The organism is Streptomyces fulvorobeus (assembly GCF_013167895.1).
Classification (GTDB): domain Bacteria; phylum Actinomycetota; class Actinomycetes; order Streptomycetales; family Streptomycetaceae; genus Streptomyces; species Streptomyces fulvorobeus.
The window spans coordinates 1,453,461-1,466,815 of the sequence record NZ_BLWC01000001.1 but is presented as its reverse complement, the minus strand read 5'-3'; the positions used below and the strand labels follow the sequence as shown (position 1 = coordinate 1,466,815).

9 protein-coding genes and 2 pseudogenes are annotated in these 13,355 nt (G+C 70.1%); 10 read left to right on the top strand and 1 reads right to left on the bottom strand.

Annotated elements, in window-relative coordinates:
- Window positions 1–54: 54 nt before the first annotated feature.
- The 9 genes and pseudogenes from ftsW (at window position 55) to Sfulv_RS06510 (ending at window position 8,718) form a co-directional block, all read left to right on the top strand.
- Window positions 55–1,505, top strand: a pseudogene (gene ftsW, locus Sfulv_RS06550) (putative lipid II flippase FtsW).
- A 6-nt stretch (window positions 1,506–1,511) separates the two neighbouring features.
- Window positions 1,512–2,604, top strand: a pseudogene (gene murG, locus Sfulv_RS06545) (undecaprenyldiphospho-muramoylpentapeptide beta-N-acetylglucosaminyltransferase).
- 50 nt (window positions 2,605–2,654) lie between these two features.
- The gene (locus Sfulv_RS06540; protein ID WP_173312675.1) at window positions 2,655–3,449 is read left to right on the top strand and encodes a cell division protein FtsQ/DivIB; all 795 of its coding nucleotides are present in this window, start codon (window positions 2,655–2,657) and stop codon (window positions 3,447–3,449) included.
- 276 nt (window positions 3,450–3,725) lie between these two features.
- Window positions 3,726–4,940: a cell division protein FtsZ gene (ftsZ, locus tag Sfulv_RS06535; RefSeq protein ID WP_173312672.1), complete on the top strand. Its 1,215-nt coding sequence runs from the start codon at window positions 3,726–3,728 to the stop codon at window positions 4,938–4,940.
- The gene (gene pgeF / locus Sfulv_RS06530; protein WP_173312669.1) at window positions 4,937–5,689 is read left to right on the top strand and encodes a peptidoglycan editing factor PgeF; all 753 of its coding nucleotides are present in this window, start codon (window positions 4,937–4,939) and stop codon (window positions 5,687–5,689) included. The genes ftsZ and pgeF overlap by 4 nt, the downstream gene beginning before the upstream one ends.
- Before the next feature lie 6 nt (window positions 5,690–5,695).
- Window positions 5,696–6,415, top strand: coding sequence for a YggS family pyridoxal phosphate-dependent enzyme (locus tag Sfulv_RS06525; RefSeq protein ID WP_173312666.1), 720 nt, complete (start codon window positions 5,696–5,698; stop codon window positions 6,413–6,415).
- A 125-nt stretch (window positions 6,416–6,540) separates the two neighbouring features.
- Window positions 6,541–7,164, top strand: coding sequence for a cell division protein SepF (locus tag Sfulv_RS06520; protein WP_173312664.1), 624 nt, complete (start codon window positions 6,541–6,543; stop codon window positions 7,162–7,164).
- Between the two features lie 71 nt (window positions 7,165–7,235).
- Complete coding sequence (locus Sfulv_RS06515) at window positions 7,236–7,532, top strand: YggT family protein (protein WP_173312661.1); 297 nt, start codon at window positions 7,236–7,238, stop codon at window positions 7,530–7,532.
- 49 nt (window positions 7,533–7,581) lie between these two features.
- Complete coding sequence (locus Sfulv_RS06510) at window positions 7,582–8,718, top strand: DivIVA domain-containing protein (RefSeq protein WP_173312658.1); 1,137 nt, start codon at window positions 7,582–7,584, stop codon at window positions 8,716–8,718.
- A 205-nt stretch (window positions 8,719–8,923) separates the two neighbouring features.
- Here the strand turns inward: Sfulv_RS06510 and ileS are convergent, their stop codons facing one another.
- The gene (gene ileS, locus Sfulv_RS06505; protein WP_173312655.1) at window positions 8,924–12,070 is read right to left on the bottom strand and encodes an isoleucine--tRNA ligase; all 3,147 of its coding nucleotides are present in this window, start codon (window positions 12,068–12,070) and stop codon (window positions 8,924–8,926) included.
- Between the two features lie 542 nt (window positions 12,071–12,612).
- On the opposite strand from ileS, the gene Sfulv_RS06500 reads away from it, so the two are divergent.
- The gene (locus Sfulv_RS06500) at window positions 12,613–13,335 is read left to right on the top strand and encodes a TraR/DksA family transcriptional regulator (protein WP_173312652.1); all 723 of its coding nucleotides are present in this window, start codon (window positions 12,613–12,615) and stop codon (window positions 13,333–13,335) included.
- Window positions 13,336–13,355: the final 20 nt, after the last annotated feature.

The following is a 13,355-nucleotide window of genomic DNA, read 5'->3' as shown; positions in this document are numbered from 1 at the left end:
GGCCCCCGGTCTCCGCGACGGCCCCGGGCACGAGCAGTGGAGGGGACAGCGACTATGCCGGCCGAAGAGAGCGAAGCGCGCAGCCGGGACCGCTCACGGGGCACCGTACCGGCCCGCCGGGCGCTCACTCCGGGCCTCCTGGGCCTCTCCACCCCCGCAGGGCCCCCACCGCCCGTGGGCCTCGTCCTGCGCGGAAAGCTGGCCACCGGCTCCCGGCGGCCGCCGGTGCCCCGGGGCGGCAGGACCTCAGGCGGCCCACGCCCGCCCCGCACCCACCGGGTGCGCCGGCTCCACGAGCGGGCACGCCGGGCCTGGGACCGCCCTCTGACGGCCTACTACCTGATCCTCGGCTCCAGCCTCCTGATCACCGTGCTCGGCCTGGTGATGGTCTACTCCGCATCGGTGATCAAGGCGCTGGACTACGACAAGCCCGCCTCCTACTTCTTCCGCAAGCAGTTCCTCGCCGCCGTCATCGGGGCCGGACTGATGTTCATCGCCTCGAGGATGCCCGCGAAGCTCCACCGGGCACTCGCCTACCCCTGCTCATGATCACCGTCTTCCTGATGGTGCTGGTCCAGGTGCCGGGGATAGGGATGTCGGTGGGCGGCAACCAGAACTGGCTCTACCTGGGCGGCCCCTTCCAGCTCCAGCCCAGTGAGTTCGGCAAGCTCGCGCTGATCCTGTGGGGCGCCGATCTGCTGGCCCGCAAACAGGACAGGCGGCTGCTGGCCCAGTGGAAGCACATGCTCGTGCCGCTCGTCCCGGTCGCGTTCATGCTGCTCGGGCTGATCATGCTGGGCGGTGACATGGGAACCGCGATGATTCTCACCGCGATCCTGTTCGGCCTGCTCTGGCTGGCCGGCGCGCCCACCCGGCTCTTCGTCGGGGTGCTCGCCGTCGCCTGCGCCATCGGTCTGCTGCTCATCAAGACCAGCCCCAACCGCATGGCCCGGCTCGACTGCATGGGTGCCAGCGAACCGGGACCCGGCGGCTCGTGCTGGCAGGCCGTACACGGGATCTACGCTCTGGCGTCCGGCGGATGGTTCGGTTCCGGGCTGGGCGCGAGTGTGGAAAAATGGGGTCAACTGCCGGAACCGCACACCGACTTCATCTTCGCCATCACCGGGGAGGAACTGGGGCTGGCGGGAACGCTGTCGGTGCTCGCCCTCTTCGCGGCCCTAGGCTATGCGGGTATCCGCGTGGCCGGACGCACGGAGGACCCCTTCGTGAGATACGCCGCGGGAGGCGTGACCACCTGGATCACGGCCCAGGCCGTGATCAACATCGGTGCGGTGCTCGGCCTGTTGCCGATCGCCGGTGTCCCGCTCCCGCTGTTCTCTTACGGGGGGTCGGCCCTGCTGCCGACGATGTTCGCTGTCGGGCTCATGATCGCCTTCGCGCGGGAGGACCCCGCGGCGAAAGCGGCCCTGGCCATGCGGAGGCCCGGGGTGAGATGGAAGACGATGAGACGGCGCGTCAAGAAGCGTCCGTCCGGAGAGCGGTGAATTTCGGTGCATGTCGTACTCGCCGGTGGGGGACCGCCGGCCACATCGAGCCCGCGCTTGCCCTCGCAGATGCCCTGCGCAGGCAGGACCCGACCGTGGGCATCACTGCCCTCGGCACGGAACGCGGACTGGAGACCAGGCTCGTACCCGAGCGGGGGTACGAACTGGCGCTGATCCCGGCCGTGCCGCTGCCCCGTAAGCCCACCCCCGAACTGATCACCGTGCCGGGACGGCTGCGCGGCACGATCAAGGCGGCCGAGCAGATCCTGGAGCGCACCAAGGCGGACTGCGTCGTCGGCTTCGGCGGTTACGTGGCGCTGCCCGGTTACCTCGCCGCGAAGCGCGCCGGGGTCCCGATCATCGTCCACGAGGCCAACGCCCGCCCCGGTCTGGCCAACAAGATCGGTTCGCGGTACGCGTACGGGGTCGCCGTCTCCACCCCGGACAGCAAGCTCCGCGGGGCCCGCTACATCGGCATCCCGCTGCGCCGCACCATCGCCACCCTCGACCGGGCCCGGGTCCGCCCGGAGGCGCGCGCGGCCTTCGGCCTCGACCCCAACCTGCCGACGCTCCTGGTGTCCGGCGGCTCGCAGGGCGCCCGCCACCTCAACGAGGTGGTCCAGCGGGTCGCGCCGCTGCTCCAGCGCTCCGGAATCCAGATCCTCCACGTGGTCGGTCCGAAGAACGAATTGCCGCGAATCGACAACATGCCCGGGATGCCGCCGTACATCCCGGTACCGTACGTGGACCGGATGGACCTCGCGTACGCCGCGGCCGACATGATGCTCTGCCGCGCGGGCGCGATGACCGTCGCCGAACTTTCCGCCGTCGGGCTCCCCGCCGCCTACGTCCCGCTGCCCATCGGCAACGGCGAACAGCGGCTCAACGCCCAGCCGGTGGTCAACGCGGGCGGCGGCCTCCTGGTGGACGACGCGGCGCTCACCCCGAGTGGGTGCAGGGCAACGTCCTGCCGGTGCTGTCCGATCCGCACCGGCTGTACGAGATGTCCCGGGCCGCCGCGGAGTTCGGACGGCGGGACGCCGACGACCTGCTCGTCGGCATGGTGTACGAGGCGATTGCCGCGCGCCGCCAGGCGTGAGGCGGTGCGGGACCCGGGGCGTGCGCCCCGGGTCCGGCTAAGGAGCGAGCGTGGCCGGACCGACGACCGCCCAGCGCGGTGCGGGGAAGCAGGCGGACACCTCCGCCCGCCCTCCGCACGCGGGCCCCGAGAGGCGCGGGATCAGCCGCCGTACGCTGCTGATCCTGATCGCCGTTGCCGCGGCCCTGCTCACCGCCGGCGGGATCTGGGTGCTCTACGGCTCCTCCTGGCTGCGGACGGAGCAGGTGCGGATCACCGGGACCGACGTGCTGAGCGCCGCCGAGGTGGAGGACGCGGCGGCGGTTCCGATCGGGGCGCCGCTGATCTCCCTGGACACCGACGCGATCGCGGAGAGGCTGCGCGGGAAGCTGCCTCGTATCCACTCGGTGGATGTCGTACGGTCATGGCCGCACGGCGTCGGACTCGAAGTGACCGAACGGAAGCCGGTTCTGCTGGTGGAAAAGGGCGGGAAGTTCATCGAAGTGGACGCCGAGGGCGTTCGCTTCGCCACCGTGGAGAAAGCGCCCCCGGGCGTGCCCCTGCTGGAACTGACACCCGACCGGTCCGCGAGTGTGCGCCGCTTCGGCGGTGACCGGCTGATGCGGGGAGCGGTCCGGGTCGCGGGGGACCTGCCGGGAGGTGTCGCCGACGACACCCGGGTCCTGCGGGTCGCCTCCTTCGACGCGATCTCCCTGGAGCTCACCAGGGGCCGGACGGTGAACTGGGGCAGCGCCGAGGAGGGCCCGATGAAGGCGAGGGTACTCACCGCTCTCATGAAAGCCGCGCCCAAAGCGGGACACTTCGATGTGAGCGCGCCCATCGCCCCTGCCGTGTCGGACAGTTGACGCACGTTTGGGCTGGCCAGCACCCTGGTTGGTCACCGCTACGGGTGATCACATAGGGTGAAAAGAAAAACGGGAGGTTCGGCGTGTTCATTGAACGTGCGCCACGTGTCGACTTAGTGTCCTGTTCGGAAGAGTCCAAGAGGCAGACACACTGGTAACCCTAAACTTCAACGTTAGGGTTCGGGTCGGCGTTCGGACCGTCCCAATCGGCATCGGTCGTCGCGGCGGCATCACCGCAACGCGACGACACGTAACTCGAGGCGAGAGGCCTTCGACGTGGCAGCACCGCAGAACTACCTCGCAGTCATCAAGGTCATCGGTGTCGGCGGCGGTGGTGTCAATGCCATCAACCGAATGATCGAGGTCGGTCTCAAGGGCGTCGAGTTCATCGCGATCAACACGGATGCGCAAGCTCTGTTGATGAGCGACGCCGACGTCAAACTGGACGTCGGCCGTGAACTGACGCGTGGCCTCGGCGCCGGGGCGAACCCGGCCGTCGGTCGCAAGGCGGCAGAGGACCACCGTGAAGAGATCGAGGAGGTCCTCAAGGGGGCCGACATGGTCTTCGTCACCGCAGGAGAAGGCGGCGGCACCGGCACCGGCGGCGCCCCCGTCGTCGCCAACATCGCGCGATCGCTCGGCGCCCTGACGATCGGTGTGGTCACCCGCCCGTTCACGTTCGAGGGCCGACGACGCGCGAACCAGGCGGAGGACGGCATCGCCGAACTCCGCGAAGAGGTCGACACCCTCATCGTCATTCCCAACGACCGACTGCTGTCCATCTCGGACCGCCAGGTCAGCGTGCTCGACGCCTTCAAGTCGGCCGACCAGGTACTGCTCTCGGGCGTGCAGGGCATCACCGACCTCATCACCACCCCGGGTCTGATCAACCTCGACTTCGCCGACGTCAAGTCGGTCATGTCCGAGGCCGGATCGGCACTCATGGGCATCGGATCGGCCCGCGGCGACGACCGCGCGGTGGCCGCCGCGGAGATGGCGATCTCCTCGCCGCTCCTGGAGGCGTCCATCGACGGCGCCCGCGGTGTCCTGCTCTCCATCTCCGGCGGCAGCGACCTCGGTCTCTTCGAGATCAACGAGGCGGCGCAGCTGGTCAGCGAGGCCGCCCACCCCGAGGCGAACATCATCTTCGGCGCCGTCATCGACGACGCCCTGGGCGACGAGGTCAGGGTCACCGTGATCGCCGCCGGGTTCGACGGCGGACAGCCGCCGACCCGGCGCGAGAACGTCCTGAGCGCGGGCTCCACCAAGCGCGAGGAGCCGGCCACGCCGGTCAGGGCCGCCGAGCCCGCCCGTCAGCCGGGCGGACTGGGCTCCGTGCCGACGCGTGAGGAGGCCCCGGTCCCGGCCGAGTCCGCACCGGCGGCGAACGAGAACCCGCTTCCGCCGGTCTCGCCGCCGCACGTCCCGCCGGCCCGTCCCTACCAGGACACCCAGGCCGAAGAGCTGGATGTCCCGGACTTCTTGAAGTGATAGGCCCGCACGACGCAGTGCCCGCGGTGGCCCATGCGGACAGCGGCGCCCACTTCGCCTTCACCGACAGGTGGGGCGGGGTGAGCGCCGCTCCGTACGCGGAGCTCAACCTCGGTGGCGCGGTCGGTGACGACTCCGCCGCCGTGCTCGCCAACCGCGGGCACGCCGCCCGTTCCCTCGGTCTCGACCCGGCGCGGGTCGTCTGGATGAACCAGGTGCACGGGCGGGACGTGGCCGTGGTCGACGGAGCGTGGGGCGAGACCTCCGAGATCCCGCCCGTGGACGCGGTGGTCACCGCCAGGCGGGGGCTCGCACTCGCGGTCCTCACCGCCGACTGCACGCCGGTCCTGCTCGCGGACCCGGTCGCGGGGGTCGTGGCCGCGGTGCACGCGGGCCGTCCGGGTCTGGTCGCCGGAGTGGTGCCGGCCGCGGTCGAGGCCATGGCCGCTCTCGGCGCCGAACCGTCCCGGATCAGCGCGCACACCGGACCGGCCGTCTGCGGACGGTGCTACGAGGTTCCGGCGGCGATGCGCGCGGAGGTCGCCGAAGCCGTTCCCGCGGCCTTCTCCGAGACGAGCTGGGGGACACCGGCCGTGGACGTGACCGCCGGAGTCCACGCCCAGCTCGACGCACTCGGCGTGAGCGACCGGCACCGCTCCCCTTTCTGCACACGGGAATCGGGCGACCACTTCTCGTACCGCCGCGACCGCACCACCGGGCGGCTCGCCGGATATGTCTGGTTGGACTGATAGGGCATGACGGACCGTAGGCACCAACTCGCGGCAAACCTGGCGCAGGTGGAGGAACGCGTTGTCTCCGCCTGCGCCGCGGCCGGCCGCAAGCGGGAGGAGGTGACCCTCATCGTGGTCACCAAGACCTATCCCGCGAGCGATGTGCGGATCCTGGCTGAACTCGGGGTGCGGCATGTCGCCGAGAACCGTGACCAGGACGCGGCACCCAAAGCCACCGCTTGTACGGATCTGTCGCTGACGTGGCACTTTGTCGGTCAATTGCAGACGAACAAGGTTCGTTCCGTAGTGGGTTATGCCGATGTGGTGCAGTCGGTGGACCGGACCAGGCTGGTGACGTCACTCTCGGCGGCGGCCGTGCGCGCCGGGCGTGAGCTCGGCTGCCTCCTGCAGGTCGCGCTCGACGCCGGGAGCGGCGAGCGCGGCGAGCGGGGCGGCGTCGCACCGGACGGGGTCGAGGAGCTGGCCGCGGCGGTGGCCGGGGCCCCCGGGCTCAGGCTCGACGGACTGATGACGGTGGCTCCGCTGGCCGGCCCCTACGCGGGCCGGCCGAGGGCGGCGTTCGATCAGCTGAGGGAAATCTCATCCCGCCTGCGCGCGAACCATCCGGCTGCGAACATGGTCTCCGCGGGGATGAGTTCGGACCTGGAGGACGCCGTGGCGGCCGGAGCGACACATGTACGCGTCGGTACGGCGGTACTCGGAGTCCGACCCGGCCTCGGGTAACGTCGCGAAGCAAGTCGGACCACAGCAGAAAATATGGTCATGTCCGCCCCGGGCGGCCAGGCCACAGTGGATCGCGGGCACTTGGTGACGAATGCCGATCCACCACAGAGCGGAGGACTCGGAGCATGGCCGGCGCGATGCGCAAGATGGCGGTCTACCTCGGCCTCGTGGAGGACGATGGGTACGACGGTCCGGGGTTCGACCCCGATGACGAATTCGAACCCGAGCCGGAGCCCGACCGGGACCGGCGGCGGCATCAGCCCGCGCATCAGGTGGAGCGGGAACGCGACCGCGAACGGGACGAACCGGTACGAGTGGTACAGCCGCCCGCACAGCGGGAGCCGGTTCAGCTCCCCGCGGAAAGCGGACGACCCGCCCGAATCGCACCCGTGGCATCTATCACACCTGAACGTCCGAACATGGAGAAGAACGCACCCGTGATCATGCCCAAGGTCGTCTCCGACCGGGAGCCCTACCGCATCACCACGCTGCACCCCCGGACCTACAACGAGGCCCGTACCATCGGGGAACACTTCCGTGAGGGCACTCCGGTGATCATGAACCTCACAGAGATGGACGACACGGACGCGAAGCGACTTGTCGACTTTGCCGCGGGACTTGTCTTCGGTCTCCATGGCAGCATTGAGCGCGTGACGCAGAAGGTGTTCCTGTTGTCGCCTGCTAACGTCGATGTCACGGCGGAGGACAAGGCCCGGATCGCAGAGGGCGGATTCTTCAACCAGAGCTGAGAACACGACACCGGGAACGACCCGGCCGAGAGGCCGGAGCAACGAGAGCCAGGGGAGAGGGAAGCGCGAGTATGGGCGTCGCACTGGATGTGGTCTATATCGCGCTGATGTGTTTCCTCATCGTGCTGATCTTCCGGCTGGTCATGGACTACGTCTTCCAGTTCGCGCGTTCATGGCAACCGGGCAAGGCGATGGTGGTCGTACTGGAGGCCACCTACACAGTCACTGATCCACCGCTCAAGCTTCTGCGGCGGGTCATCCCGCCGCTGCGTCTCGGGGGCGTGGCACTCGACCTGTCCTTCTTCGTTCTGATGATCATCGTCTACATCCTGATCAGTGTTGTGAGCAGCATTGGGCGTGGGATGTGAGCGATACGGTCCTGCCGACTGCCGACGACTACGTAGAGGTGAAGAAGAGATGCCGCTGACCCCCGAGGACGTGCGGAACAAGCAGTTCACGACCGTCCGCCTCCGAGAAGGCTATGACGAGGACGAGGTCGATGCCTTCCTCGACGAGGTCGAATCCGAGCTGACGCGTCTGCTCCGCGAGAACGAGGACCTGCGCGCCAAGCTGGCCGCTGCCACGCGTGCTGCCGCGCAGAACCAGCAGCAGGGCATGCGCAAGCCGGAGCCGCAGGATCGCCCCGGTGCGCCCGTTCCCGCCGCCATATCCGGTCCACCGGTGCAGCAGCAGCCCCCGCAGATGGGTCCGCCCCAGCTGTCCGGTGGCGCTCCGCAGCTGCCCGCCGGTCCCAGCGGTCATGGCCCCCAGGGTGGCCACGGCCCCGGTCCGCAGGGCCCGCACGGCCCCGGCCCGATGCAGGGCGGCCCCATGGGCGGTCCCATGGGCCACAACCCGCAGCAGCAGCAGATGCAGCAGATGCAGATGCAGCAGCAACAACAACAGCAGCAGCCGCAGATGCAGCAGCAGGGTCCCGGTGGCGACAGTGCCGCCCGTGTCCTCTCGCTCGCGCAGCAGACCGCCGACCAGGCGATCGCGGAGGCCCGTTCCGAGGCCAACAAGATCGTCGGCGAGGCGCGCAGCCGCGCCGAGGGTCTGGAGCGCGACGCGCGAGCCAAGGCGGACGCCCTGGAGCGGGACGCGCAGGAGAAGCACCGCGTGGCGATGGGCTCGCTGGAGTCGGCCCGCGCGACGCTTGAGCGCAAGGTCGAGGACCTGCGTGGCTTCGAGCGCGAGTACCGCACGCGGCTGAAGTCGTACCTGGAGAGCCAGCTGCGCCAGTTGGAGACCCAGGCCGACGACTCGCTGGCCCCGCCGCGGACTCCGGCGACCGCTTCCCTGCCGCCGTCGCCCTCGCTGGCTCCGGCCGGTGCGGGTGCGATGGGTCACGGCATGGGCGGCAACCACGGCGGCCACGGCAACCAGCAGATGGGCGGCAACCCGTCCATGGGCGGGCCCTCGTACGGCGGCCAGCAGCAGATGTCGCCCGCGATGACGCAGCCGATGGCACCGGTACGGCCGCAGGCGCCGCAGCCGATGCAGCAGGCACCTTCGCCGATGCGCGGGTTCCTGATCGACGAGGACGACAACTGAGCGGTTCGCGCTCGCTGAGCGCGTAGCCGTCGGCAGGCTGAAGGGCCGGGCCCCGGGATTCCCCGGGGCCCGGCCCTTTGCCGTGTCCCGTACCCGGGTCTCCGCCCCGGTCCCGGGCCCCGGGCGCCGACGGCTCAGGAGTGCCCCGTGGGAACAGCACGAAGGCCCGGCCGGAAGCAGTCCGGCCGGGCCTTCGCGAGGGTGGTCAGCTCTGTTTGCGCAGGCGGAACGTGAGGGCCAGGCCCTCGTCCTCGAACGGGGCGCCGTAGCTGTCGTCGGCCTCGCCCTCGGCATAGTCCACGGCCAGCACCTCGTCCGCGATCAGCGGCGTGTGCTCGGTCAGGGCCTCGACCGTGGCGGGTGACGTGGACGTCCAGCGGACCGCGATCCGGTCCGCCACGTCCAGGCCGCTGTTCTTGCGGGCCTCCTGGATCAGGCGGATCGCGTCACGGGCCAGGCCCGCCCGGCGGAGCTCCGGGGTGATCTCCAGGTCGAGGGCGACCGTCGCTCCCGAGTCGGAGGCCACGGACCAACCCTCGCGCGGGGTCTCCGTGATGATGACCTCGTCCGGGGAGAGGGTGACCGTCTCGCCGTCCACCTCGACCGACGCGGTGCCCTCGCGCAGGGCCAGGGAGAGCGCGGCGGCGTCCGTGTCGGCGACGGCCTTCGCCACCGCCTGGACGCCCTTGCCGAAGCGCTTGCCCAGCGCGCGGAAGTTCGCCTTCGCCGTCGTGTCGACCAGCGAGCCGCCGACTTCCGACAGGGAGGCCAGCGAAGAGACGTTCAGCTCCTCCGTGATCTGGGCGCGCAGCTCGGGGGAGAGCGCCCCGAACCCCGAGGCCGCGACCAGAGCCCTGGACAGCGGCTGCCGGGTCTTGACGCCCGACTCCGCGCGGGTCGCGCGGCCGAGCTCGACCAGGCGGCGCACCAGCGCCATCTGGGTGGAGAGGTCCGGGTCGATCGACGGCAGGTCGGCCTTCGGCCACGAGGACAGGTGGACCGACTCGGGGGCGTCCGCGGTGACCGGGACGACCAGGTCCTGCCAGACCCGCTCGGTGATGAACGGGGTCAGCGGGGCCATCAGCCGCGTCACCGTCTCGATGACCTCGTGCAGGGTGCGCAGCGCCGCCTTGTCGCCCTGCCAGAAGCGGCGGCGCGAGCGGCGCACGTACCAGTTGGAGAGGTCGTCCACGAAGGCGGAGAGCAGCTTGCCGGCGCGCTGGGTGTCGTAACTCTCCAGTGCCTGCGTCATCTGGTCGACCAGGGCGTGGAGTTCGCTGAGCAGCCAGCGGTCCAGGACCGTGCGGTCCGCCGGGGCCGGGTCGGCCCCGGACGGCGCCCAGTGGGACGTGCGGGCGTACAGGGCCTGGAAGGCGACCGTGTTCCAGTACGTGAGGAGGGTCTTGCGGACGACCTCCTGGATCGTGCCGTGGCCGACCCGCCGGGCGGCCCACGGCGAGCCGCCCGCCGCCATGAACCACCGCACCGCGTCGGCGCCGTGCTGGTCCATGAGGGGGATCGGCTGGAGGATGTTCCCCAGGTGCTTGGACATCTTGCGGCCGTCCTCGGCCAGGATGTGGCCCAGGCAGACCACGTTCTCGTAACTCGACTTGTCGAAGACGAGCGTGCCGACCGCCATCAGCGTGTAGAACCAGCCGCGGGTCTGGTCGATGGCCTCCGAGATGAACTGCGCCGGGTAGCGGCTCTCGAAGATCTCCTTGTTCTGGTACGGGTAGCCCCACTGCGCGAACGGCATCGAACCCGAGTCGTACCAGGCGTCGATGACCTCCGGGACGCGGAACGCCTCCAGCTGGCAGTTCTCGTGGGTGCAGGTGAACGTGATCTCGTCGATGAACGGCCGGTGCGGGTCCAGGGCCGACTGGTCGGTACCGGTGAGCTCGGTGAGCTCGGCGCGCGAGCCGACGCAGGTGAGGTGGCCGTCCTCGCAGCGCCAGATGGGCAGCGGGGTGCCCCAGTAGCGGTTGCGGGACAGCGCCCAGTCGACGTTGTTGTTCAGCCAGTCGCCGAAACGGCCCGTCTTGACCGAGTCGGGGAACCAGTTGGTCTTCTCGTTCTCCTGGAGCAGGCGGTCCTTGACGGCCGTCGTGCGGATGTACCAGGACGGCTGCGCGTAGTAGAGCAGCGCGGTGTGGCAGCGCCAGCAGTGCGGGTAGCTGTGCTCGTACGGGACGTGGCGGAACAGCTTGCCGCGGGCGTCCAGATCCGCCGTGAGCGCTTCGTCGGCCTTCTTGAAGAAGACGCCGCCGACCAGCGGCAGGTCTTCTTCGAAGGTGCCGTCGGGGCGGACCGGGTTGACGACCGGGAGGCCGTAGGAGCGGCAGACTGCGAGGTCGTCGGCGCCGAACGCGGGGGACTGGTGGACCAGACCCGTACCGTCCTCGGTCGTGACGTACTCCGCGTTGACGACGTAGTGCGCCGGGGCGGGGAAGTCGACCAGAGCGAACGGCCGCTCGTACGTCCAGCGCTCCATCTCGCGGCCGGTGAACGTCTCTCCGGTGGTCTCCCAGCCCTCGCCGAGGGCCTTCTCCAGCAGTGGCCGCGCGACGACGAGCTTCTCCTCGCCGTTCGTCGCGACGACGTAGCTGACGTCGGGGTGCGCGGCGACGGCGGTGTTGGAGACCAGGGTCCAGGGTGTGGTCGTCCAGACGAGCAGGGCCGCCTCGCCGGCCAGCGGGCCGCTCGTCAGCGGGAAACGGACGAAGACGGAGGGGTCGACGACCGTCTCGTACCCCTGGGCCAGCTCGTGGTCGGAGAGGCCGGTGCCGCAGCGGGGGCACCAGGGGGCCACCCGGTGGTCCTGCACCAGCAGGTCCTTGTTGAAGATCTCCTTGAGCGACCACCACACGGAGTCGACGTACTGCGGGTCCATCGTGCGGTACGCGTCGTCCAGGTCGACCCAGTACCCCATGCGGGTCGTGAGCTCGGCGAAGGCGTCGGTGTGGCGGGTCACGGACTCGCGGCACCTGGCGTTGAACTCGGCGATGCCGTACGCCTCGATGTCCTTCTTGCCGTTGAAGCCCAGTTCCTTCTCGACCGCGAGCTCGACCGGCAGGCCGTGGCAGTCCCAGCCGGCCTTGCGGCCGACGTGGTAGCCCTGCATGGTGCGGAAGCGCGGGAAGACGTCCTTGAAGACGCGGGCCTCGATGTGGTGTGCCCCGGGCATTCCGTTGGCGGTCGGCGGGCCCTCGTAGAAGACCCACTCCGGGCGGCCATCGGACTGTTCGAGACTCTTGGCGAAGACCTTGTTCTCCTGCCAGAAGCCGAGCACGGCGTGCTCGAGCGCGGGCAGGTCTACCTGGGCGGGTACCTGGCGGTACTGCGGCGATGTCATGTGCGGGCTTCCTCCGGCGGACGCGTTCCACTTCCGTCGGAGGGACGAGAACCGTGCGGTTCCCGCGGTACCACCCTCCTTGGCCCCGGGCGTGGTGTCGCCCTTGGCCCCCTCATTGGGGTCGCGATGCCGGGTCTACGCGCCTCGCGGCGTTCTTCCGACGGCTCCGGGGTGATCTTCACGACGCGCTCGCCCCCGGGCTTCCACCGTCCCCGGGTCGCTCCTGGCTGCGTACGACGCTACTCGTCCCATCCACGCCTCTCGCTGGGGTCAGTGTACGGGCCCGTACGGCCGACGGCCGACCGGTTCAACGGACGGTACGGGCGTGACCCGAATGGCCAGAGGGGGCCGGACGGAGTCCCGGCATGACCACGGGAGCGGATTACCGGGCGAGGAGCTGGGCACAACGGATGCAAGCGCGTCGGACCCGGGCTCCAGGAGCGGCGCGCGGGCGGCGTGCCCCGTTGCCGCGGGGCTGGGCTCGACTTATCGTCCCAGCACGATTCGCGTGCAAGATCACGATATGTGAAGGGGCCGCGGCCATGGTGGCGAAGAAGACCGCCGTATCGAGAACGGCGTCCGGGAGATCCACGGTGGCGGCAGCCGGGGAGACGAGCGAGGAAACGGGGCCGGAAGCCGCCGGAACGGCACCGGCCGCGAAGAAGACGGCGAAGAAGGCAGTGAAGAAGGCCGCGAAAGCGGTGGGGAAGGCCGCGGCGGGGAAGACCGCGGCCGGGAAGCCATCCGCCAAGAAGGCGGCGGCCACGGAGGCGGCCGCGGCCGCCGAACAGACGGGAGCCCACACGGTGGTAGTCAAGAAGAGCGCGACAGCTGTGCCCCAGGCCCGACCCGCGGCCGTGACGGCGCCCGGGGAACTGGCGGTACGGCCCGGTGAGGAGCCCTGGACGCCTCAGGAGGTCACCGAGGCGCGGACCGTGCTGTCCGGCGAGGTCATGCGGCTGCGCAGCGAACTGGAGGCGTCGGGCGCCGCACTCGCCGGGCTGATGCGGGATTCCGGTGACGGGGCGGGCGACGACGACGCCGACACGGGCACCAAGAACATCACCCGTGAGCACGAGCTCTCCCTCGCCGCCAACGCCCAGGAGATGCTGGAGCAGACCGAGCGCGCCCTCGCCCGGCTCGACGCGGGGACCTACGGACTCTGCGAGGTCTGCGGCAATCCGATCGGCAAGGCCCGGATGCAGGCGTTCCCCCGGGCCACGCTGTGCGTGGAGGACAAGCAGAAGCAGGAGCGTCGCGGGTGAACGGCTGAGGTGTGTCGTAC